Annotated in this window: 17 protein-coding genes; 7 read left to right on the top strand and 10 right to left on the bottom strand. The window is 59.1% G+C overall.

The features are described 5' to 3' along the window. Positions 1–26 precede the first annotated feature (26 nt). On the bottom strand, positions 27–2,816 hold the full coding sequence (gene gyrA, locus ACP7EE_RS06900) for a DNA gyrase subunit A (RefSeq protein WP_426203092.1): 2,790 nt from the start codon (positions 2,814–2,816) through the stop codon (positions 27–29). A gap of 424 nt (positions 2,817–3,240) precedes the next feature. Further along, a complete protein-coding gene (gene mtnA, locus ACP7EE_RS06895) occupies positions 3,241–4,317 on the bottom strand; it encodes an S-methyl-5-thioribose-1-phosphate isomerase (protein ID WP_426234004.1) in 1,077 nt (358 codons plus the stop codon). Positions 4,318–4,425: 108 nt separating this feature from the next. Here mtnA and ACP7EE_RS06890 point away from each other — a divergent pair, with 108 nt between their 5' ends. From ACP7EE_RS06890 to ACP7EE_RS06870, 5 genes are all read left to right on the top strand, one after another. Further along, positions 4,426–5,760 (top strand): TRZ/ATZ family hydrolase, encoded by a 1,335-nt coding sequence (locus ACP7EE_RS06890; RefSeq protein ID WP_426234003.1) that lies wholly within the window; start codon positions 4,426–4,428, stop codon positions 5,758–5,760. A gap of 57 nt (positions 5,761–5,817) precedes the next feature. Continuing rightward, positions 5,818–6,516: a bifunctional 2-polyprenyl-6-hydroxyphenol methylase/3-demethylubiquinol 3-O-methyltransferase UbiG gene (gene ubiG / locus ACP7EE_RS06885; protein WP_420646589.1), complete on the top strand. Its 699-nt coding sequence runs from the start codon at positions 5,818–5,820 to the stop codon at positions 6,514–6,516. 4 nt (positions 6,517–6,520) lie between these two features. Next, positions 6,521–7,192, top strand: a complete 672-nt coding sequence (gene mupP / locus ACP7EE_RS06880; protein WP_426234002.1) for an N-acetylmuramic acid 6-phosphate phosphatase MupP — start codon at positions 6,521–6,523, stop codon at positions 7,190–7,192. Between the two features lie 33 nt (positions 7,193–7,225). After that, on the top strand, positions 7,226–7,966 hold the full coding sequence (locus ACP7EE_RS06875) for a YciK family oxidoreductase (protein WP_420646587.1): 741 nt from the start codon (positions 7,226–7,228) through the stop codon (positions 7,964–7,966). Between the two features lie 361 nt (positions 7,967–8,327). Continuing rightward, positions 8,328–9,254 (top strand): GGDEF domain-containing protein, encoded by a 927-nt coding sequence (locus tag ACP7EE_RS06870; protein WP_420646586.1) that lies wholly within the window; start codon positions 8,328–8,330, stop codon positions 9,252–9,254. Positions 9,255–9,309: 55 nt separating this feature from the next. Here ACP7EE_RS06870 and ACP7EE_RS06865 read toward each other — a convergent pair whose 3' ends face one another. Next, complete coding sequence (locus ACP7EE_RS06865; protein ID WP_420646585.1) at positions 9,310–10,104, bottom strand: TenA family transcriptional regulator; 795 nt, start codon at positions 10,102–10,104, stop codon at positions 9,310–9,312. 46 nt (positions 10,105–10,150) lie between these two features. Then, positions 10,151–12,610 (bottom strand): EAL domain-containing protein, encoded by a 2,460-nt coding sequence (locus tag ACP7EE_RS06860; RefSeq protein WP_426203083.1) that lies wholly within the window; start codon positions 12,608–12,610, stop codon positions 10,151–10,153. Positions 12,611–12,903: 293 nt separating this feature from the next. Between ACP7EE_RS06860 and ACP7EE_RS06855 the strand changes: the two genes are divergently transcribed. Beyond that, entirely contained in the window at positions 12,904–17,301 is a 4,398-nt protein-coding gene (locus tag ACP7EE_RS06855; RefSeq protein WP_426234001.1) for a hypothetical protein, read from the top strand. Between the two features lies 1 nt (position 17,302). On the opposite strand, the gene ACP7EE_RS06850 is transcribed toward ACP7EE_RS06855, so the two are convergent. From ACP7EE_RS06850 to ACP7EE_RS06830, 5 genes are all read right to left on the bottom strand, one after another. Further along, positions 17,303–19,120: an ABC transporter ATP-binding protein gene (locus ACP7EE_RS06850; protein WP_426234000.1), complete on the bottom strand. Its 1,818-nt coding sequence runs from the start codon at positions 19,118–19,120 to the stop codon at positions 17,303–17,305. Beyond that, on the bottom strand, positions 19,113–19,715 hold the full coding sequence (locus ACP7EE_RS06845) for a DsbA family protein (RefSeq protein WP_426234093.1): 603 nt from the start codon (positions 19,713–19,715) through the stop codon (positions 19,113–19,115). The genes ACP7EE_RS06850 and ACP7EE_RS06845 overlap by 8 nt, the downstream gene beginning before the upstream one ends. A gap of 36 nt (positions 19,716–19,751) precedes the next feature. Next, positions 19,752–20,693, bottom strand: a complete 942-nt coding sequence (locus ACP7EE_RS06840; protein ID WP_426233999.1) for a rhodanese-related sulfurtransferase — start codon at positions 20,691–20,693, stop codon at positions 19,752–19,754. A 274-nt stretch (positions 20,694–20,967) separates the two neighbouring features. After that, entirely contained in the window at positions 20,968–21,267 is a 300-nt protein-coding gene (locus ACP7EE_RS06835) for a BolA family protein (RefSeq protein WP_426233998.1), read from the bottom strand. A gap of 12 nt (positions 21,268–21,279) precedes the next feature. Further along, positions 21,280–21,801, bottom strand: a complete 522-nt coding sequence (locus ACP7EE_RS06830; protein ID WP_064676461.1) for a DUF2059 domain-containing protein — start codon at positions 21,799–21,801, stop codon at positions 21,280–21,282. A gap of 193 nt (positions 21,802–21,994) precedes the next feature. On the opposite strand from ACP7EE_RS06830, the gene ACP7EE_RS06825 reads away from it, so the two are divergent. Next, positions 21,995–23,389, top strand: a complete 1,395-nt coding sequence (locus ACP7EE_RS06825) for a class II fumarate hydratase (RefSeq protein ID WP_426233997.1) — start codon at positions 21,995–21,997, stop codon at positions 23,387–23,389. Positions 23,390–23,494: 105 nt separating this feature from the next. Here ACP7EE_RS06825 and ACP7EE_RS06820 read toward each other — a convergent pair whose 3' ends face one another. Next, positions 23,495–24,454, bottom strand: coding sequence for a DMT family transporter (locus ACP7EE_RS06820; protein ID WP_426233996.1), 960 nt, complete (start codon positions 24,452–24,454; stop codon positions 23,495–23,497). Between the last annotated feature and the right edge of the window lie 23 nt (positions 24,455–24,477).

Here is a 24,477-nt window from a genome sequence, read left to right as displayed (position 1 = left end):
TTCTCATCCGCCCCCTGTTTGTCCGCTTATTCCTGCGGTTCTTCGTCAGCTGCGGCGTCGAGTTGCTGGTCCTCGGCAACGTCGTCGATCACGACGTCCGCACCGGTCACCAGCCCTTCTTCACCTTCAAGCTCTTCGCCTTCGACTTCCGATGGCTCCTGAACCCGCTCCAGCCCGACCAAGGTTTCATCAGTGGCCAGTTTGATCAGCGTCACGCCTTGGGTGTTACGACCCAGGCTCGACACTTCATCAACCCGGGTACGCACCAGCGTGCCCTGGTCGGAAATCAGCATGACTTCCTCGCCTTCCTGCACCTGGATCGCACCGACCAGCTTGCCGTTGCGGTCTTTGGTGACCATCGCGATCACACCCTGACCACCGCGACCGCGGCGTGGGAACTTGTTCAGCGCGGTGCGTTTGCCGAAACCACGCTCGGAAGCGGTCAGAATCTGCGCCCCCGACTCAGGAATCAGCATGGAGATCAGCTTCTGATCCTTGAGGATACGCATGCCGCGAATACCGCGAGCACCACGACCCATTTCACGCACGGCCGCTTCAGCGAAACGAATCACCTTGCCAGCGTCGGAGAACAGCATGATTTCTTTCGAGCCATCGGTGATGGCCGCCGCGATCAGCGTGTCGCCTTCTTTCAGCTTCAAGGCGATCAGGCCGTTGGAGCGCGGACGAGCGAAGCGTGCCAGCGGGGTCTTCTTGACGGTACCGGAAGCGGTGGCCATGAAGATGAACTCGCCAGTCGGCTCAGCCACCAGCTCGGACGTTTCGCCGTCGACTTCTTCCAGCTCGGCGACTTCTTCAGCTTCAACCAGTTCACCTTCGATGATTGCATCGTCGGCGTCATCTTCATCTTCGGCGCCAGCGCGTTTTTGCAGCGCTTCGAGATCTACCGGCAGCATCGCGGTGATGGTCTCGTCCTTGTCCAACGGCAACAGGTTGACCAGTGGACGACCACGGGCAGCGCGCGAGGCTTCAGGAATCTCGTAGGTCTTCAGCCAGTACACCTTGCCTTTGCTGGAGAACAGCAGGAGCGTGGTGTGGCTGTTGGCGACCAGCAGGTGAGCGATGTAGTCCTCATCCTTGACGCCGGTTGCCGATTTGCCTTTGCCGCCACGACGCTGAGCCTGGTACGCAGCCAATGGCTGGGTCTTGGCATAGCCGCCGTTGGAAATGGTCACGACGCGCTCTTCTTCCGGGATCATGTCACCCAGGGTCAGATCGAGACGCGCATCGAGAATCTCGGTGCGGCGCACGTCGCCGTATTCGGCGCGGATCACTTCCAGCTCTTCGCGGATCACTTCCATCAGGCGCACAGCGCTGTTGAGGATGCGGATCAGCTCGCCGATCTGGTTGAGGATCTCTTGATACTCGGCCAGCAGCTTCTCGTGTTCCAGACCGGTCAGACGGTGCAGACGCAGTTCGAGAATGGCTTGCGCCTGTTCTGGCGACAGGAAGTACTTGCCTTCGCGCAGACCGTATTGCGGATCCAGGGTCTCTGGACGGCAAGAGTCGGCACCGGCACGCTCAACCATCGCGACCACAGCGGAGGATTCCCACGCAGTCTTGATCAGCGCTTCCTTGGCTTCCGACGGCGTCGGCGAAGCCTTGATCAGGGCGATGACCGGGTCGATGTTCGACAGGGCAACCGCTTGACCTTCAAGGATGTGACCACGCTCGCGCGCTTTACGCAGCTCGAACACGGTACGGCGGGTCACCACTTCGCGACGGTGACGAACGAAGGCTTCCAGCAGATCCTTGAGATTCAGAATCCGTGGACGGCCGTCGATCAGTGCAACGATGTTGATGCCGAACACGCTTTGCAGCTGGGTCTGGGCGTAGAGGTTGTTGAGGATCACCTCAGGCACTTCGCCGCGACGCAGCTCGATCACAACGCGCATACCGTCCTTGTCGGACTCGTCGCGCAGTTCGGTGATGCCTTCGAGCTTCTTCTCTTTGACCAGCTCGGCGATCTTCTCGATCAGACGCGCCTTGTTCAGCTGGTACGGCAGCTCGGTGATGACGATCTGCTGACGGCCACCGACCTTGTCGATGTCTTCAATGATCGAGCGGGCGCGCATATAAATGCGGCCACGGCCGGTACGGTAGGCCTCGATGATGCCGGCGCGACCGTTGATGATCGCCGCAGTCGGGAAGTCCGGACCGGGGATGTATTGCATCAGCTCATCGACAGTCAGCTCGGGATTGTCGATAAGGGCCAGGCAACCGTCGATGACTTCACCGAGGTTGTGCGGCGGAATGTTGGTCGCCATGCCCACGGCGATACCGCTGGAGCCGTTGACCAGCAGGTTGGGAATACGCGTTGGCATGACCGCCGGGATCATTTCGGTGCCGTCGTAGTTCGGCACCCAGTCCACGGTTTCTTTGTGCAGGTCGGCCAGCAGCTCGTGCGCCAGCTTGGTCATGCGCACTTCGGTGTATCGCATGGCCGCGGCGTTGTCGCCGTCCACCGAACCGAAGTTGCCCTGACCGTCAACCAGCAAGTAACGCAGCGAGAATGGCTGCGCCATGCGGACGATGGTGTCGTACACCGCGGTATCACCGTGCGGGTGATACTTACCGATCACGTCACCGACAACACGGGCAGATTTCTTGTACGGCTTGTTGTAGTCGTTGCCCAGCTCGCTCATCGCGAACAGCACGCGACGGTGCACGGGCTTCAAGCCATCGCGCGCATCCGGCAGTGCACGGCCCACGATCACGCTCATCGCGTAGTCGAGGTAGGACTGTTTCAGCTCGTCTTCGATATTGACCGGGAGGATTTCTTTGGCCAGTTCGCCCATGAGAAGCCTGATTCCTTTTTCTGGTGAAACTTCGTCATATCCATAGGGATCACGAAGCTCGTCGATGCAGGCCGAGTGCCACGCGCCGACTTACGACAAATCAACAAGTTGAACCCTGGATTTGCGCAGTGAAGACAACCCCGTGGGACTGCCTCGGAAAACGCCGGATGCTACCACAAACGCCGCCACGCACCTATCCCCCACAAGCGCATGGAGCATAGTTAGTTGAGCGGTATTCGTCTGAAAGGGGGACGAGAGAGGCTTAGAGACTCTGCGAATGCAAAATTCTGGTTTGGTTTAGGGATGTTTATTGACTTTTAGGGCCTCATCGCTGGCAAGCCAGCTCCCACAGGATTTGCGGTACTCACGAATCGTGTGGGAGCTGGCTTGCCAGCGATGGCGTCCTTTCAGGCGCCAATGGCAATCAATGCAGGCGCTTGCGGCACATCAGTTGCGCCATTTTCGCGGTATCCGGGCGCTCGACGATGCCTTTCTCGGTGACGATCGCATCGATCAGATCCGCCGGGGTCACGTCGAACACCGGGTTGAACGCCTCGACATCCGCGCCGACGCGTTTGCCGCCGACTTCGAGCAATTCGGCACCGTCACGTTCTTCGATAGGAATGTCATCGCCGCTGACAAGGTTCATGTCGATGGTCGAACTTGGCGCCACCACCATGAAGCGCACGCCGTGGTGCATGGCGTTGACCGCCAGTTGATAGGTACCGATCTTGTTGGCTACGTCGCCATTGGCAGTGATGCGGTCGGCGCCGACGATCACCCAGGTCACGCCCTTGGTTTTCATGATGTGCGCGGCTGCAGAGTCAGCGTTGAGGGTCACCGGAATGCCTTCATTGGCCAGTTCCCACGCAGTCAGGCGCGAGCCTTGCAGCCACGGCCGGGTTTCGTCGGCGTAGACACGTTCGACCATGCCTTCGAGGAACGCTGCGCGGATCACCCCCAGCGCCGTGCCGAAACCGCCGGTGGCGAGTGCGCCAGTGTTGCAGTGGGTCAAAATCGCCTGCGCATTGCCCTGATGCTTGCGGATCAGGTCGACACCGAGTTGCGCCATGGTCAGGTTGGCCTCGCGATCACTTTCATGAATCGCGATGGCTTCGGCCTCAAGTGCGGCCAGCGGATCGGCGTTTTGTTTCAGGCGATCGAGCCGGTCGTGCATGCGCCCCAGCGCCCAGAACAGGTTGACGGCGGTCGGGCGGGAGTCGGCCAGCAGCGCGAAATCCTCTTCCAGCGCCGCGTACCAGTCGCCACCTTCGGCAACCCGAGCACGCGCGGCGAGCACGATGCCATAGGCCGCGCTGATGCCGATGGCTGGCGCGCCGCGCACGACCATAGAGCGAATCGCTTCGGCCACGCCCGCGGCGCTGGTGTAGGCGATCCAGTTTTCCTCGAACGGCAAAACACGCTGATCCAGCAGGTAGAGCGCGCCATCGCGCCAATCGATGGCCTTAACTTTCTCCGCAGCCAACAGTCGATCGCGCATCCCACACCCCGCACTCATGAACAAAAGCCGCCGATTATAGCGATCCCCCCGCGAAGACGCTCGGGTATACTTCGCCATCCTTTACAAAAGCACTGGAACCGACCCTCGATGCCGAAACCTGCCATTGCGCTCGACTTATTATTGCTGCCGACCTGGCTGGTACCCGTCGAACCCGCAGGCGTGGTGCTCAAGGAGCATGGTCTGGGCATCCGCGACGGTCGCATCGTGTTTATCGGCCCGCGTGCCGAAGCGCTGAAGTGTAACGCCACCGAAGTGCGCGAATTGCCGGACGTGCTGCTAAGCCCCGGCCTGATCAATGCCCACGGCCACGCGGCGATGACACTGTTCCGCGGTCTGGCTGACGATCTGCCGTTGATGACCTGGCTGGAAAAGCACATCTGGCCGGCCGAGGCCAAGTGGGTCGATGAAGATTTCGTCCGTGACGGCACCGATCTGGCCATCGCCGAGCAGATAAAAGGCGGCATTACCTGCTTCTCGGACATGTATTTCTTCCCCAAGGTTGCCAGCGAGCGCGTGCACAACAGCGGCATCCGCGCGCAGATCGCGATTCCGATCCTCGATTTCCCGATCCCGGGCGCCAGCAGCGCCGATGAAGCCATTCGCCAGGGCGTCGAACTGTTCGGCGATCTCAAGCACCACGAGCGGATCAAGATCACTTTCGGCCCTCACGCACCCTACACCGTGGGCGATGAGAACCTGGAGAAAATCCGCGTGATCGCCGAGGAGCTGGACGCCGCGATCCACATGCACGTCCACGAGACTGCATTCGAAGTGCAGCAAGCCGTCGAGCAAACCGGCGAGCGCCCACTGGCGCGTCTCGGCCGCCTGGGCTTGCTCGGGCCGCGTTTCCAGGCCGTGCACATGACCCAGATCAGCGATGAAGACCTGGCGTTGCTGGTAGAAAGCAACACCAATGTGATCCATTGCCCGGAATCCAACCTGAAACTCGCCAGCGGCTTCTGCCCCGTCGAGCGTCTGTGGCAGGCTGGCGTCAACGTCGCGGTCGGCACCGATGGCGCGGCGAGCAACAATGATCTCGATCTGCTCGGCGAAACCCGCACCGCCGCACTGCTGGCCAAGGCCGTCGCCGGCTCGGCCACCGCCCTCGACGCCCACCGCGCGTTGCGCATGGCTACGTTGAACGGTGCGCGGGCGCTGGGGATCGAAGCTGAAACCGGCTCGCTGGAAATCGGCAAAGCTGCCGACATCGTGGCTTTTGACCTGTCCGGACTGGCGCAGCAACCGGTGTACGACCCGGTTTCGCAACTGATCTACGCCACTGGCCGCGACTGCGTGAAACACCTGTGGGTCGCCGGCAAACAATTGCTCGACGATCGTCGCCTGACGCGCATGGACGAACAACAGCTCGGCGCCACCGCCAGAGCCTGGGGCCAGCGCATCAGCGGCCACACCGAATCGTAAACACTGCGGAGCAAACTCCGCAGCTACAGCCTTTTTCAAGTTTTAGAGGATTGCACCATGAGCAACGTCGACCACGCCGAAATCGCCAAATTCGAAGCCCTGGCCCATCGCTGGTGGGACCGTGAAAGCGAATTCAAACCGCTGCACGACATCAACCCGCTGCGCGTCAACTGGATCGACGAACGGGTCAATCTGGCCGGCAAGAAGGTGCTCGACGTCGGTTGCGGCGGCGGCATCCTCAGCGAAGCCATGGCCCAGCGCGGCGCGACCGTGATGGGCATCGACATGGGCGAAGCGCCGCTGGCGGTCGCGCAATTGCATCAACTGGAATCCGGCGTCAGCGTCGAATACCGCCAGATCACTGCCGAAGATCTCGCTGAAGAAATGCCTGAGCAGTTCGACGTCGTGACCTGTCTGGAAATGCTTGAACACGTACCCGATCCATCTTCGGTGATCCGCGCCTGCTTCCGCATGGTCAAGCCTGGCGGCCAAGTGTTCTTCTCGACCATCAACCGCAACCCGAAGGCGTATCTGTTCGCCATTGTCGGCGCCGAATACATCATGAAGCTGCTGCCGCGCGGCACTCACGACTTCAAGAAATTCATCCGCCCGTCCGAGCTCGGCGCGTGGAGCCGTATGGCTGGCCTGACCGTCAAGGACATCATCGGTTTGACCTACAACCCGCTGACCAAGCACTACAAGCTGGCGGCGGACGTTGACGTCAACTACATGATCCAGACCCTGCGCGAGGAGTAAATCGATGGCCATCAGAGCAGTCCTTTTCGACATGGACGGCACCCTGCTCGACACCGCGCCGGATTTCATCGCGATTTGCCAGGCGATGCGCGCGGACCGTGGTTTGCCGCCGATCAACGACCAACACATTCGCGACGAAATTTCCGGTGGCGCCAAAGCCATGGTCGCGGTGACCTTCTCGATGGACCCGGAATCGCCAGGCTTCGAGGAGCTGCGCCTGGAGTTTCTCGAGCGCTACGTCGTCGGCTGCGCGGTGCACAGCAAGCTGTTCGACGGCATGGGCGAACTGCTGGCCGATATCGAAAAAGCCAATCTGATCTGGGGCGTGGTCACCAACAAACCGCTGCGTTTTGCCGAGCCGATCATGCAACAACTGGGGCTGGCCGAGCGTTCGGCGCTGCTGATCTGCCCGGATCATGTGAAGAACAGCAAGCCGGATCCTGAGCCATTGATCCTCGCGTGCAAGATGCTTGATCTGGATCCGGCGACGGTTCTGTTTGTGGGCGATGATCTGCGCGATATCGAGTCCGGCCGCGATGCCGGGACCAAGACCTGCGCCGTGACCTATGGCTACATTCACCCGGACGACAACCCGCGGCATTGGGGCGCGGACGTGGTGGTGGATCATCCGCTGGAGTTGCGCAAAGTCCTCGATAACGCGCTCTGCAGCTGCTGACCGAAATCAAAATGGATTTGTGTAGAGGTTTTTATGTTTGATTATTCCGCTCGTCCCGAATTGCTCAAGGATCGGGTCATTCTGGTCACCGGTGCCGGTCGTGGCATTGGTGCGGCTGCGGCGAAAACCTACGCCGCGCATGGTGCGACCGTGCTGCTGCTGGGCAAGACCGAAGCCAATCTGTCGCAGGTCTACGACGAAATCGAAGCCGCCGGCCATCCGCAACCCGCGGTGATCCCGTTCAATCTGGAAACCGCCCTGCCCCATCAATACGATGAACTGGCAGCGATGATCGAAACCGAGTTCGGCCACCTCGACGGCCTGCTGCACAACGCATCGATCATTGGCCCGCGCACGCCGATTGAGCAGCTGTCCGGCGAAAACTTCATGCGCGTCATGCAGGTCAACGTCAACGCGATGTTCATGCTGACCAGCACGCTGCTGCCACTGCTCAAGCTGTCGCAGGACGCTTCGGTGGTGTTCACCTCCAGCAGTGTCGGGCGCAAGGGCCGCGCGTACTGGGGCGCCTATGGCGTTTCCAAGTTCGCCACCGAAGGGCTGATGCAAACTCTGGCTGACGAGGTCGAGACCGTCGCGCCGGTGCGTTCCAACAGCATCAACCCGGGCGCGACTCGCACCAGCATGCGTGCCCAGGCGTATCCGGGGGAAAACCCGCTGAACAACCCGACGCCGGAAGAGATCATGCCGGTCTATCTGTACCTCATGGGTCCAGACAGTACCGGCATCAACGGCCAGGCTTTCAACGCCCAGTAGTGCCATACGTCGCATTTGTTGCCGTGGCGGTTTCCCGTCGCGGCATACATTTGCCGCTATCAGCCGAGCTAATTCAGTCAAATAACCAGCGCTGCATCTCGCCAACAACCTTCAAGCCATTGATTCAAAACGGTTTTAATAAACATGAACCGAATGGCATGACTTTCGCTCTAATTTCCCACGAAGCACGCCGTGTGAAGGCACTGGGGCATGACTTGATTCGATAGCTTACTAATCGACATCAGGCAGACTAAACTTACGCCATACGTCCTACGGGACTGATGGATCAGTATGACGCGCAGCCCATAGCCGCTCTCACCCAGCCTGTAAGACAGACTTACTGCTTAGGGGCTCACGCCATATGAAATCACCTTCCCAGACCAATGCAATTGACTTCGACAGTGCCAAATTGCAACGCCTGGGCTTCGGTCAGCAGCTTGCGCTTTTGCAACGCCCGGTCAGTCTGGCGCAACTGCGCCAACAACTGAGCTTGCAGCTGCAAACCAGTCTTGAGCCGCAACGGATCCTCGGTCTGTTTTTTCGCGAAATTCAACGCCTTGTGCCGCTTGATGCCTTGAGCTATGTGCATCAGGGCAGTGATTTGCGCCTGGAGCTCGGCACCCGCGGTCATCACTCGCTCAGCTACAGCCTCAGCCATGAAGGCGAGCACATGGGCGAGCTGGTGTTCCGCCGCAATCAGCGATTCAGCGAGCAAGAACAAGGCAATCTCGAATCATTGCTGTCATCGCTGCTGTTCCCGATGCGCAATGCGCTGCTGTACCGCGCGGCGACTCAGAGCGCCCTGCGCGATCCGTTGACCGGCACCGGCAACCGCATCGCCATGGAGCAGACCCTGCAGCGCGAAATCGAGATGTCACGCCGGCATCAGCAACCGCTATCGCTGCTGATGCTCGATATCGACCATTTCAAACGGGTCAACGACAGTCACGGTCACAGCGCCGGCGACGATGTACTCAAAGCCGTGGCCGCGTCGATCAAGGGCCAGTTGCGCAATGTCGACATGGTGTTCCGTTACGGTGGCGAAGAGTTTTTGATCTTGCTGTCGAACACCAGCCGCGATGCTGCAGCGATGGTCGGCGAGCGCTTGCGCAGCGCCGCACAGGCTCAGGAATATTACGCCAATGATCAGTTGATCGAGCTGACCGTGAGCCTCGGCTGTTCGACGCTGCTGCCGGGCGAGTCGGCCGACAGTCTGTTGCGCCGCGCCGACAGCGCGCTGTATGTCGCCAAGCGCGAGGGCCGTAATCGCCTGGCGATGGCCGGTTAGATCCACACCAACCAAAACGGGAGCCTTGCGGCTCCCGTTTTTTTATCAGCTGAAATCAGCTTTCAACCAGCGCTCGGCGTTCGCGCCCGACCATTACTCGCTCCGACAACTCGAGCTGCATGCAACGCTCGAGAAACAGGAACATGTAGTCGTAGCTCTTGCACACGGCCTGACGCAGTTCCGCCTGCAATGCCCTGCTCGGGTTCATCCCGGCCAGCGTGCAGATGATTTCCAGCGCTTCCCAAGGATGCGCATCGTCGTACTGGGCGTGCATCTTCAGCCACTTCATCGCACGCTTTCGATCCTCTTCCGGGAACGCAGCAGCGTATACCCCGGTGGAACAGACCACCGCTGACCACTCCCCGGTCGCGCCCTCGATTGCATAGTTGGTCGCAGCGATCGCCACGATCAGCGAATCCGCCGAACTGGTGTGCCAGCACCAATGACTCAGCGCATGCAGTTCCGGTGGCACTTGTTGCGCCTGCAAGTCTTCGAGGCTCACGCCGTGCGCCCGACTCCAATGCACCCAGTAATCGGCGTGGTTGAGTTCGACGCGGATATTGCGCATCAACCAGCGCCGCGCCATGTCTTCGCCCGGATGCCGGGCGAACTTGGTTTTAGTCAGATTCTGCGCCATGTACAACGCGAATTGCTCAACGACGGGCCAGCCCCCGATCAGGTACTGGCGCATGGTTTTGGCGCTGAGCTTGTTATCACGCATGCGCAGATAAAGTTCATGTTCGACAACCCGGCGTTTGCTCTCGCTGCAATCCTGGATCAACTGTTGTGCCCAGGCGGGGTAACTTGCAGCTTCCATGAGTGGTCCGGTTCGGTTGAATGTGTCGATCACTGTTCGGCTCCTTTTGATTTGTGATTATACGGATCGGCGAGAGACTTCAACGGAACGTGCCAGGCGCTTTGAATAACAGCGGTTGCGGTCTGGCGGGGCGACTTTGCAAACTGTCGCAGGTAAACAACTGCGGGCGTTCAATCACATAACCCTGAGCGTAATCCACACCGATCTCAAGCAATGCCTGCTCGATCTGCGCTGTTTCGACAAACTCGGCAATTGTCTGTTTACCCATGACATGCCCAATGTGATTGATCACTTCGACCATTGCGCGGTTAATCGGGTCGTCCAGCATATCCTTTACGAAACTCCCGTCGATCTTCAGGAAGTCTACAGGCAAATGTTTCAGATAAGCGAATGAAGACATTCCGGCGCAAAAGTCATCAAGCGAAAAGTAACAACCCAAGCCTTTGAGTTCATTGATAAAACGGATTGCACTACCCAAATTCGCAATAGCGCTGGTTTCAGTAATTTCAAAACAAATCATTTCAGGAGGTATGCAGTAGTTATCAAACTGTTCGCGCAGGAAGTGCAAAAACGCGTCATCTCCTATAGTAATGCCTGAAAGATTAATCGCACACATCGCCAATGGACCTTCGTGCTGCTCTTTAATACATTGAGCAATTAACTTGAATACGTTAGTAACTACCCAGCGATCCAGCGAAGTCATCAAGCCGTAACGTTCGGCTGCCGGTATGAAGCTGTCCGGAAGAATCATGCGCCCCGCCTCGTCATGCAGACGCAACAGAATCTCGATGTGCCCGCGACCACCGGCGCCAGATCCCAACGGGGCTATTTCCTGGGCGTAGAGACAGAAACGGTTTTCTTCCAGGGCCATGTGCAGACGCTGGACCCAGGCCATCTCGCCGAAGCGCAGCGACAACTCGGAATCGTCGGCGTGATACACCTGCACTCGATTCCGCCCCTTTTCCTTGGCCATATAGCAGGCCATATCGGCCGCGCGCAGTGAGGCTTCAAGGGTGGTCGGGGCCTGCGCAACGTGCACCAGGCCGATGCTCACGGTGGTCAGAAACGGCCGGCCCTTCCAGACGAAGTGCAGGTTCTGTACGGTCTGCCGCAGGCTGTCGGCAATCTTCTCGGCCGCTTCTGGCGCGCAGTTCTCCAGCAGAATGCCGAACTCGTCGCCACCCAGGCGCGCCAGCGTGTCGCCCTCGCGCAGGCCCGATTGCAAAAGAGCACAGATATGCCGCAGCAGTTCATCGCCCGCCGCATGCCCGCAGGTGTCGTTGACCAGTTTGAATTGATCCAGATCGAGGAACATCAGCGCATGGCGCCCGGGCTGGCGCGTGAGATTGTGCAGTGCCTGCTCGAGGCGATATTCGAACTCGCGGCGGTTGGCCAGCCCGGTCAAAGCATCGTGAGTCGCCTGCCACGACAGGTTGGCGATGTACTGCCGTTCTTGAGTCATGTCATGCAACACCAGCACGGTGCCGCTGACCTTGCCGGCGTTGCGGATCGGCGCGCCGACCAGCGTCACCGAAACCGTGCTGCCATCGAGGCGCTGGATCAGTTTCGAATGCTCGCTACCACCGCTGAGCTGACCGCTGAGAATGTGCTCGATCAGCGTCAGCCCCTCGGTCTGGGCGTTGTCATCCAGCAAGTTGAATAACGCAGCCAGTGGCAGGCCGGCAGCCTGCTCGGCTTTCCAGTGAGTCATGGCCTCGGCGGCGGGGTTCATGTAGTCGATCGCGCCGTCGACATCGGTGGTGATGACGCCATCGCCGATCGATTGCAGCGTGACGTGCGCGCGATCCTTTTCCATCTGCAGCGCCTCGGCAAACGCATGCCGCTGCTTGAGCAATTTGTCGGTGCGCCACAGCGCCAGCACGATCAGCCCGAGCGCCGTGGCCAGATTGGTCAAGAGCAGCAGGCGCAGGATCATCCGTGAGCCTTCACCCAATGCATCGCTGAAACCCTTGGCGGCCGGGGTCACGCTGTCATTGATGGCGAAGATGCGGTCTTTCCAGCGCCGGATATCGCCTGCGCTGGCAGCATTCGTGCTGATGCGCTGATGCATCTCCTGCGCGACGTTATCAAGCTCCACCAGATAAGCATCACCGACGGTCCAGCGCTCGATGGCGGTTTCCAGATAACTGAAGTGACGAAAATTCAGATACAGCCAGATCAGGCTGGAGACATCGTCGGGATGGTTGCCGCCCTTGAGGATGCCCTCACGCGCCGCTTGCAGATCCGGCGGTTGCCGATCCAGCGCCAGACGCAACTGATGACCGCCCTGCGGCACGGCAATCGCACTCTGGTACTTGAGGAAAATCTCTTCATCGCGACTGTCGGCGTACAGGTTGAGGTAATAGATGGCGTCCTTCTGGCCCTTGGACCAGAGGCTCTCGCCCGCCACATACCCGCGCACGGCGGAAAGAACATAGAGGCTCACACCGCCCAACAACGCTTGAAACAACACGACGGCAATAAATGGCCAGACGATGCCCAACAACCGTGGGGTCCCGAGAGTGCGCTTTTGCTTCATGGTTTTCCTTGCATGAGCACTGTCCGCTCGTCATCCGGACGAAATCGCTAGGAGGAGACTAGGTGGGGTTCAGGGTCTAGGCAAGCGGCACTTTGGTCAGTCTTCAGCCACAGAATCGCCAGCCTGCAGCCAACACCGTCCAGCACAGCGGATCTCGCCCCCCATCGACACTGCATATATATGTACCGCCGTAGAGACCCGCGTTCTCGGTTTACTGCGATCAGCTTCCATGACTTGCCCGCTCAGCTCGGACAGAAGCTCCCCCAGTACTCCTCCTCTACAGGTAGTCCGCTATGCACGAAGCTTCATCTCAACTACTGACAACATCACCGTCGACGCCCGCGTCGCGTTATCAGGGTCTGCTCAACGACTACGACATCCTGCTGTCGCTCCTGCGCGACACGAAAAAATCATCTGCTGTGTTGGCGAAGACATCCTTCAGACCCGCACCCTCATCACCACTGGAACTTGCCAGGCGCCTGGGGATGTCACCGTGGAACACCGAGGATGCCAACGAACATCGCGCAGCTATCAACGCACTGGCAGAAAGACGCGCCAGTCACATCTTGCAATTGAACAATGGCGTTAGCGTCGAAGACTTGAGCTCTGCGCTGACGGATGCTGATCGCACAGCCATCAGAGCCGCGCGGCGCACGCCGGAAAAACGTGGATGGACCACCGCGCAATTGCTGGCCGACTTGACCCAACGAAAAATACACGAAGCTGTGCAGCAGTTTTTGCCCGAGGGGGAAACGTCGCTGCTCGAATATCTCGTCACCACCAGCCGGCTGTACATCAACACCCAAAATGTGCGCGCAACACCGATGGCCTATCTGGAGAAAATCCTTAACACGCCTCAATCCGCTCAGTTGGCCAAGGCGTTGCTGGAAAAGCTGAATTGGTACGGTGCAAAAGCCGATGAAGCTGCATCTCCGCACATACGCATCAAACTATTGAGCCACGCCATCCGCCTGTGGGAGGCACGATCGAAATCGCATAGCGCCAGAGATATAGCCGGATATGCCTGGCACCAGCGCTCCAACTACGGGGAGAGTTATCAGGCCATCTGGAAAAAATTCGAGGATCATCTACTCGAGTCCGGGCAAGCCACCACGGAGATGGACGCGATCTTTCTGGCGCGTTTATACCAGCATCAGTTTCCGGGTGACTTCCAGATCCCTGATGTTGCGCCAGAACTGTCCTACCGAGGCTCGGCCGTCTGGGTCAACTTCGCCCACGGCGTGAGCCTTGCGCAAGTTCTTGAGCCGGAAAGTATTGCGCAAATGAGTTTCCAGCAGCTGCTCGAATTTCCTATCGAAACATTGGCCAATGCTGCCGAGGCGGAAACACAACTGGTTGCCGCGTGCCGGATCCCGCCCACTCTCGAATGGGCCGTCGCCCATGGCATCCTACAAGAACGAATCGACTCTGATTACTCGGATGAAGAACAGACACGCGCCCTGACCGCACTGGACAAACATAACGACGCGTTGAAGAAAGCCATCGCCGAGCTCGACGTAGATGTACCGCAGCGACCGTTGATTGCGGATCGGGAATACACCCGCATCTTCCAGAATCAGCTGTTCAGCTCTGGCGGACACAAATTGAAGCGGCATTTCGAGGAATCTGGTGGTGACTCCACCCGCTCTGCGCCAGGCCAGTTCAACGACAAGAGCTATTCGTTTCGGGACGTCTACATGGCGGGACAACTAAGCCACAAGACATGGTCCATCACGCTGCGCGACGGCGTTACTCCAAGTACGGCAAAAATCGGTCTGGACGCCAACCGCCGAATTGTTTCCACGGCAGGCTGGATCACGGAGGAGATGAAACAGACAGCACTGCCCGATGTGGAAGCATTGTTCTCCTCGGAGTACAGCGCCTATCTGTCCTCAAGCAAACTCGCCTACCAGACATTGCTGCACAGTCTGTTTTGCTCGATTCCTCAGCTTGATCGAGAAGCCATTGAACATGGCGAGGTCCGGATCTACACCCTGAGAGGGAGCAGCGGCAAAGACAAAAGTGAAGACACATCGACTATTACCGACGCACTCAAACTGCGCATGGGGTTCATCCTCCACCTGACTTACAAGGGTCAGACTTGCAGTTATGAATGCCATGCCCGCGCCGGGCTCATTCGCAAATGTGCAGATATTTCACTGGATATGCTTGGCGGCAGGGTTGACTCGCAAGTCTTCAAAAGTTTTCCAACCGTGACCAAGCGGCACATGCGAGTCGGGATCAAGGTGCCATTCGATTGGGCAGCGTATGAATCCGGTAGCCTGCCGAAGAGCAACGCGACATGCGAGGCGATAATCGAGCAACTTGGGCAAACCTTCGAACCTATTGCTCCTACTGGCTATCCAGTACCGATATCCTGCGGCCGCGCCACTGAATTAGCGGCATTTATTGCCAAAAACTTCTTCTATTACCATGAAGACAAACTATTGGAATTTGCCAGGGCGGAAACCGATCTGGATCGCAGAATTGCACGCCCGCACTGGCTGCATTCAGTCAAAAGCTTCCTACCGTTTTTCGGCAGCATCGAAGACCTGCAATCCGACGACTCCACCCGCAGGGCATGGGGCATATTCGGGCTGATTGTCGACATCGTGTCCTTCGCTTTTCCGATTGGAAAGTTTATCTCGGGAATAGTGAAGCTGGCAGCGGTGATCATTCGGTCGGGCTTCAGAGCGGCCCTGCCGAAATTCGCCTCTATATCGCGGAATTTTTTGACCGCATCCCTGAGGAATATGAACCCGCTGGACGGCGTACCTTCGCTATTGAAGATGTCTTTGCGCGGCGTATATACGATCAACAAGATTGCTTTGAGGGCTGCAGGGAGACAAACCTACAAAGCCCTTGGCCGCTCGGGACAGTATGACCTCATCAAGGGATTACCTCAGATATCGGATCCGGGTACCTATAGAGCTCTCGCGGCCTCCGACGATTTGGCCATGACTCGTGGCATCAACGATATTCCGGTACGCCGGATGGGTAACCCCGATGTACCCGAGTATCGAATGATCGACCCGCTTTCCAATAAACCCTACGGCCCGGCATTGCCTGACAAGATTTCCCGGCTGTCGGTCGGACGCTCCAGTTATAAATCCCTGGAGGTTGCAGACAACCATGTAACGGTAGAACTGGCCGAGCATGCCAAGGTGCGCGAGGTGCTCGAGATCGACGGTCGCACTACGGTCTTTATCAACGACGTGCCCTACCGGCTGGACGGTGATGCGCTACGGCGGATCGAATTGATAGATGACACCACGCGGATGAAGCGCATCCCGTGCCGGATCAAACGCATGCCGGGGGGAGCGGTCTGTATCAATCAATACGTCACCCACACGCCCCACGCCGATACGCCCGCACTCGGGTCATTCGATGAAGCAAAGGATTACGCACCATGGTTCGGCGAGCGTCAATGCACTCCGGGGGCGCGCAGTGGACTGCCGGGAGAGTTTTACGTGCGAGATGGCAGGCTCTACCAAGTATTGAACGGTGCTGCGAAGCAGTGGACAGGTGACCTTGTGACCGCGGGTTTTCCCACCCGATTGCTGGTCCCCAAACAGCAACTTCTGGCCAATATGCAATTTCGCAAAGGCATTTATGTGCGCATCGAGATTCAAGGCGCGTACGAGGGGAGTAATGAATTACATCGGGTCGGAGCGATCATAGTGCCGAACCTTGACGAGACCACGACGCATATTTTCGCCCGTCCGAATTCTGATACGTGCTATCTCGCAACTCTGCCCGCAGGCGAAACACTCAACGCCCATAACACCCTGCTCATGAAAAAACTGACAGCTGCCGAACTGCACGAAAGCCAACTCGGAGGAGAACTGCAACGCGTCTATGACGGTTCCGTCACGGCCAATAACGTCGCGGCCATTTACGGCGTTCCGGCAATCAATCGAGCAATGACCACCATGGAGCGGATTGCCATCCCAATCGGCACCACTGCCAATCCGCCCGCCAACATGAAATGGCTCAAAGTCGACACAAGTCCGGGCGAGGCATTGATGTTCGACAATTCGACTCGCATGATCGTGACGCAACTACCGGCAGGTTCGACCACCTGGTCGCGCAGCCGTGATGCCTCGGACGTTCTGAAACAAAGAACAGCCGAGGTGTTCGACACGCTGTTCGATGGGCCGGCGATCAATCAGACCGCGGGCAGTGTTTATCGAATCAACAACACAATGCAGAGACTTAATAATTCGCTGGGTCACCTGCGCAGGCCCAACCCTAGAAATATCGCCTATGCCGAAGTGATAAAAGCAGACGGTGCGCGCGAGGTCTACGTCAGCGTTTCCGGCGGGCAGAAGGTCACCGCGAAGCTGCCGCTATTCAAGAACAACCCCGGATCGGATCGAGTCGTGAAGGACGGCACGCTCTACATCAATGCTGATTGGGGACCACGCCCACCCACCACCGCGTTGCGCGTGGACGGCTCGGATAATCTGCTGGCGATCCCGAGAACGCCGGCGCAATTGCCCGTAATGCCCACCTCACTGGACAGCGAAAGCAAGTTGATCAGCGCTATCGGAAGGGCGTATCCCGATAAACAATCGATCCAATCGGTGAACATCGCCACCACCATGGCACCGTGCCAATCATGCGCGGTGGTGATGAAAGCCTTTGGTCATGATGGAGGACAAGATTTTCTCAACGTCGTTTGGTCGTGATTTACAACCGCTGCAAATGCCCATAAAGCTTGGCGTACAACCCGCCATCGGCAATCAGTTGCTGATGGTCGCCATCCTCGGCCACTTGCCCGCCATCAAACACCAGTACCCGATCAGCCTGCTTCACCGCTGACAGGCGATGGGCAATGATCAGCGTGGTGCGGCCATGGAGAAAGCGCGCCATGGCCTGATGCAGGTTGTATTCGGTGGCGGCGTCGAGGGCCGAGGTGGCTTCGTCGAGGATCACCACTTTCGGCTCGGCGAGGATCATCCGCGCAATCGCCAGGCGTTGGCGCTGGCCGCCGGAAAGGCGCACGCCGGAGCGGCCGACGATGCTGTCGAGCCCTTCCGGCAGCGCGCGAATGGTCGCTTCGAGCTGGGCAATTTCCAGCGCCTGCCAGCACGCTTCGTCACTGCGCGTGCGGCCCATGGTCAGGTTCGCGCGTACTGTGTCGTTGAACAGCGCCGGATGTTGCAGCACCACGGCGACGTTTTCGCGCACGGTGTCGAGGCCGATTTCCTGCTGGGTCGAACCGCCAAAACGGATGGTCCCGGACAACGGCGTGTACAGCCCGAGCAGCAATTGCACCAGAGTACTTTTGCCACCGCCGCTGGCCCCGACAATCGCGACTTTCTCGCCCGGTGCAATCGACAGATCGAGCTGATCCAGCACCAGCTCATCGCCATACCCGAAGCTCAGTCCTTGCACCTGAATGCCCACGGTTTCGCGGCCCTTGAACGGATCGACGCCGCCCGGATATTGCGGCTCGTCGGCCCGCGCCAACAGCTCGTTGATCCGCGTCAGCGCACCGCCGGCCGCGTAGTAGGCATATTGCAGATTGAGCAGTTGTTCGACCGGGCCGATCATGAACCACAGGTAACTGAACACCGCCAACATCTGCCCGATCGACAGGTCGGAAAACAGCACGGTCAGCATGGCCGCCGCGCGAAAGATATCGATGCCGAACTGAAACAACAGACCGCTGGCGCGGTTGGAAGCATCAGTCTTCCACTGCGAATTGACCGCGTAGTTGCGCACTTCCTGCGCGCGCAAACCAAGCCGTCCGAGGAAGAATCCCTGACGGTTGCCGGCGCGCACTTCCTGAATCGCATCGAGGGTTTCGCTCAGCGCCTGGGTGAAGCGCGCGGTGCTGTCGTTCTCGAGTTTCTTAAGATGTTTGACCCGTTTGCCCAACTGCACCGTGGCGTAGATCACCAGTGGATTGAACAGCAGAATCAGCAGCGCGAGTTTCCAGTGCATCCACATCAGAATGCTCGCGGTGCCGACCAGCGTCAGCATCGCCACCAGAAACCGGCTGAGGGTTTCGCCGACAAACTTGTCCAGCGTGTCGAGATCGGTGACCAGATGCGTGGTCACCGTGCCGCTGCCAAGGCTTTCGTACTCGGCGAGGGAAATGCGTTTCAGACGATCAATCAGACGCACGCGAATGCGGTAGACGATGTCCTTGGCCAGCCGCGCAAATAGCCGCGACTGCAGGACGCCAAAGCATAGCGAGCCGCAGCGCAGGGTCAGTGTGACCAGTAGCATCAGGCCGATATAGCCCGCCGCTTGCTGCCACATCGATGGCAGCAGATGGTTCATGACTTTCAGTGCGGAATCGCCGTGGCCGAGCAGGACTTCGTCCACCAGCAACGGCAGCAGCAACGGAATCGGCACGCTGCACAGCGTCGCCAGTACGGCCACGCCGTTGGCGATCCACAGGGATTTTTTGTGATGCAGTGCCAGTCGCCGGACTTCTGCCCAGCTCAGCCGGTCGACACGCTTTACGGCTGGCGTGTCATCGGCCGGGTCAGACACAGGCGGCGCGCTCCAGCCATCGGCCGAGCAGCGGCGACAGTTCGCTGAGCGGCTGATAACCGTTGGTCAACAGCGCCAGTTGGCCATTGCGCTCGGCGAGCAGCGTCGGGAATCCGGCGATACCCAGATCCTGCACCCAAGTGAAATCCGCTTCGGTAGCAACGTGTTGATCGGCACGGTCGAACGCCGCTGCGAACTCGATACGCGGTACGCCGGCCTGTTCCGCTAATTCCACCAGCACGCTGGCGCGGGTGACATCGCGGCCTTCCACGTAGAACGCTTGCTGAATCAGGCCGAGCAGAATCCATGCGCAATCCGGCGCCAGGCTGCGCGCGGTGACGATGGCGCGACAGGCAGGCTCGGTGTCGTAGACAAAACCATCCGGCAACGCACCGTCGAAATTGAACGGCTGACCGGTGGTGTCGGTGACTGCTTGCCAGTGCTCGAGGATATAGCGCCGGGTGGTCGGCTCCAGCGCCGAACCACTGCCGGTGCGCAAGCCGCCGACCACCAGGTGCAGCTCGACCCCGGCTGCCTGCGCCTGCTCGACCAGTGCCTTGGCCACCGGAGCGAACCCCCAGCACCAGGAACACATCGGATCCATCACATAGAGCAGGCGCGCAGACATGGTTCAGGCCTCGGTGGATGCTTGCTTATAGTTGTAGCCGATCGGGTGCGGCATGTTGCGGGCCTTGGCCAGTTCGATCTGCTTCTGGCGGTCGATCGCACTGCGGCGAGTCTTCTCGCTCAGCGTGTCCCAGCAATGTGGGCAACTAATGCCGGCCACGTAGTGCTCGGAGGCGCGATCTTCAACGCTGACCGGCGTGCGGCAGGCATGACATTGATCGTAGTCGCCTTCGCTGAGGTCGTGGCGCACGGTCACGCGGTTGTCGAACACGAAGCAGTCGCCCTGCCACTTGGTTTCTTCCTGCGGCACTTCTTCGAGGTACTTCAGGATGCCGCCCTTGAGGTGGTAGACCTCTTCGTAGCCCTCGCCGAGCATGTAGCTCGAGGCCTTCTCGCAGCGGATGCCACCGGTGCAGAACATCGCGACCTTCTTGTGCACGGCCGGGTTGAAGTGAGCTTTGATGTAATCAGGGAATTCGCGAAAACTGGTGGTTTTCGGATCGATGGCGCCTTCGAAGGTGCCGATCGACACTTCGTAGTCGTTGCGCGTGTCGATCAACAGCACTTCCGGGTCGCTGATCAACGCGTTCCAGTCTTGCGGATCAACGTAGGTGCCAACCTTTTTGTTCGGGTCAACGCCTTCGACACCGAGGGTCACGATCTCTTTCTTGAGTTTGACCTTGGTGCGGTAGAACGGCTGGTCGTCGCAGTACGATTCCTTGTGATCGATGTCGACCATACGCGGATCGCTGCGCAGCCAGGTGAGCAGGCCATCAATGCCTTCGCGGCTGCCGGAAACGGTGCCGTTGATGCCTTCTTCGGCGATCAGCAGCGTGCCTTTGATGCCGTTGTCGACCATCGCTTGCAGCAGTGGCTCGCGCAGGTTGACGTAATCTTCGAGGGTGACGAACTTATACAGTGCCGCCACGACAATCGGTTGTGTCATGGTAATTCTCCAGGTGGCTACCCTCGTAAAGGGTGAACCGGATGCGAAAAAAAACGCGCCGGGTGAGCGGCGCGTTGCGGATTCTAGCAAAAACACGAAGATTTTAGGATGCACAGTTCTCTATGTGGCGAGGGAGCTTGCTCCCGCTCGGCTGCGAAGCAGTCGTAAAATCAGCAATCGCGCTGCTTCAGTCACAACATCGTTGCAGGTTTTGGGAGTGCTGCGCACTCCAGCGGGAGCAAGCTCCCTCGCCACAGAAGCCCTCCATACGTCTTTAGTGCTTGCTGCCGCCGGCACACGTTGGCGATGCCGGAGCGGCGCCAACGTCTACCCATTCCTGCGGGGTGTAGGTGTGCAGCGCCAACGCATGAAACTCGCCCATCAGCTCGCCGAGCGTGCCGTAGACTTTCTGGTGGCGCTTGACCCGGCTCAGGCCCTCGAACTGCGCGCTGACTACCACAGCCTTGTAGTGGGTCTGTAACCCGCGACTGTGCATGTGGCTCTCATCCAGCACTTGCAGATGCTCGGGCTGTAGCAGGCCCAGCGTCGATTCGATGCGTTGTTGCATGCTCATCACGAACTCCGCTTATGGCTTTTTCTTGGCCGGAGCGGCGCCTTTAGGCTCCAGCTCGGCGGTCATGTCAGCCAGCAGTTTGTTGACCACAGGCACCGCGCTTTCCAGCTTGGCCTGAGTCATCTGGGCCGATTGCTGAGTCAGCTGCGGCATTTTTTCCAGGACTTTCTTGCCCAGTGGCGACTTGTAGAACGCGACCAGGTCTTTCAGCTCGGATTCGCTGAAGTTGGTGGTGTAGAGCTTGACCATGTCCGGCTTGAGCTTGTTCCAGCCAATGGCCTGATCCAGCGCGGCGTTGGCCTTGGCCTGATAGGTTTCCAGAAGGGCTTTCTTGGATTCCGGGGCTTTGGTCTGCTCGAAGCGCTGAGCGAACATTTGCTGAACTTGCATGTACACCGGAGTGCCCAGTTTGTCAGCGTGTGCCAGGGTCAGGAAAGCTTCGGCACTGGCGTTATGGCTGGCGGTATCGGCAAAAACCGGGCCGCTGGCGCAAACCAGAGCTACCGCGGTACAGATGGCACGAAGACGAGTCATCGAGTTTCCTTTTCTAGCAGGCGAGGTAATACCCCAAGGGCGACCATTCTGCGCCTGAATAACGCTGCGGCTCAACCCCCCGAGCCTTGCCGCGCTTGATTGCCCGGCGTTGGCGGTCAACAATCGGATCGATGGAACCACTTGGGTCGAGTCCGGCCTAAACAGCGCAAACAGACCAACAGGAGTGTGCACGATGAGCCGTATCGAAACCGACAGCCTGGGCCAGATCGATGTCCCGGACGACGCCTACTGGGGCGCTCAGACGCAACGCTCGCTGATCAATTTCGCCATCGGCCAGGAAAAAATGCCGCTGCCGGTGCTGCACGCGCTGGCCCTGATCAAGAAAGCCGCAGCCCGGGTCAACGACCGCAACGGTGACCTGCCGGCGGATATCGCCCGGCTGATCGAACAGGCTGCCGACGAAATCCTCGACGGCCAGCACGACGAGCACTTTCCGCTGGTGGTGTGGCAGACCGGCAGCGGCACGCAAAGCAATATGAACGTCAACGAGGTGATTGCCGGACGCGCCAACGAACTGGCCGGCAAACCGCGCGGCGGCAAGTCGCCGGTGCACCCGAACGATCACGTCAACCGCTCGCAAAGTTCCAACGATTGTTTCCCGACCGCCATGAGCATCGCCACCGTGCAAGCGGTGCAGGCGCAACTGTTGCCGGCCATCGCCGAGCTGTCCGGCGGTCTGGCTGAACTGGCGGCGCGCCATATGAAACTGGTGAAAACCGGGCGCACGCACATGATGGACGCGACGCCGATCACCTTCGGCCAGGAAATTTCGGCGTACATCGCCCAACTGGATTACGCCGAACGCGCGATTCGTGCGGCATTGCCGGCAGTGTGTGAGCTGGCGCAGGGCGGCACCGCGGTCGGCACCGGGCTGAATTCGCCGCATGGTTTTGGTGAAGCGATTGCCGCAGAACTGGCGGCGTTGTCCGGTTTGCCGTTCGTCACGGCGCCGAACAAGTTTGCCGCGCTGGCCGGTCACGAGCCGCTGACCACCCTCTCCGGCGCGCTGAAAACCCTCGCCGTGGCGCTGATGAAAATCGCCAACGACCTGCGTCTGCTCGGCTCAGGTCCCCGCGCGGGTTTTGCCGAAGTGCGGCTGCCGGCCAACGAACCGGGCAGCTCGATCATGCCCGGCAAGGTCAACCCGACGCAGTGTGAAGCGCTGTCGATGCTCGCCTGCCAGGTCATGGGCAATGACGTGGCAATCGGTTTCGCCGCGAGTCAGGGTCACCTGCAATTGAATGTGTTCAAACCGGTGATCATCCATAACCTGCTGCAATCGATTCGCCTGCTGGCCGATGGCTGCAGCAACTTCCAGCAGCACTGCATTGCCGGGCTGGAACCGGATGCCGAAGTCATGGCCAAGCATCTGGAACGTGGCTTGATGCTGGTGACGGCACTCAATCCGCATATCGGTTATGACAAATCGGCGGAGATTGCCAAAAAGGCTTACAGCGAGGGGCTGACCTTGCGTGAAGCGGCGTTGCAATTGGGTTATCTGACCGATGCCGAGTTTGATACGTGGGTGCGGCCGGAGAACATGATCGAGGCTGGTGCCAAGGGCTGAAATTTGTAGTGATTTATAGTCCGCCATCGCGGGCAAGCCACGCTCCCACAGGAAATTGCATAACCCTGTGGGAGCGTGGCTTGCCCGCGATGAACGATGACGCGGTTAACCGGCAGCCATCCGTAACCGCCGCGCGCGTAATCCGGCAATCAACGAAGGCCCCAACGCCACCAGCGCCGAGCCAACCACCACCAACACAGCCCCGCCGTAGCCCAGCGCATTGATCTGCTCGGCATGCACATATTCCGGCCATACCCGCGCCGCAATCGCCACCGCACCGAACGTCACCAATGGTGTGATCGCCAGCGTTGCGCTGACTCTTGATGCCTCCCAATGCGCCAGCGCTTCGGCAAACGCGCCGTATGCGATCAAGGTATTCATGCAGCACGCCAGCAGCAGCCAGCCTTGCAATGGGCTCAGTTCCAAGGCCTCGAGCGGATGCACCCACGGCGTCAGTAACAGCGCGCAAAACAGGTAGATCACCATCATCACTTGCAGCGAATTCCACACCGTCAGCAACTGCTTCTGGCCCAACGCATAAAACGTCCACACCGTCGAAGCCAGCAGCACCAGCAGCACGCCTGCGGTGTAATCGGACAACGAGGTCAGCAGCTCAGCCAGGCGCTGATTGAAGAACAGCGCAAAGCCAAGCAACAGCACCAGCAGGCCGATGCCCTGGCCGATGCTGAAGCGCTCCTTGAACACGAACAGACTGGCGATCAGCAGCATGATCGGCCCCATCTGCACCACCAGTTGCGCGGTGCCGGGGCTGAGCAGGTTGAGGCCCATCAGGTACAACACGTAGTTGCCAACCAGCCCGAGCACCGCCATCAGCACCAGCCAGCCGCCCTTCGGCCCGAGCACCTTGCGACTCGGCAAACGTCGGGTAGCCGCCAGATAAATGAACAGACAGCCGCCTGACACCAACAAACGAAACCAGGTCACGGTGACCGGGTCCATCACCAGCAGCACCTGTTTGAGTTTGATCGGCAGAACTCCCCACAGCACCGCGGTCAGCAAGGCAAGGAACATTCCGTAGACCCAGCGACCCGATGAAACGTGCATGAGAACTCCAAATGAATACCATC

The organism is Pseudomonas sp. TWP3-2 (assembly GCF_049897765.1).
Taxonomy (GTDB): domain Bacteria; phylum Pseudomonadota; class Gammaproteobacteria; order Pseudomonadales; family Pseudomonadaceae; genus Aquipseudomonas.
The sequence above is the reverse complement of the archived record's forward strand: the minus strand, read 5'-3'. Positions and strand labels throughout refer to the sequence as shown.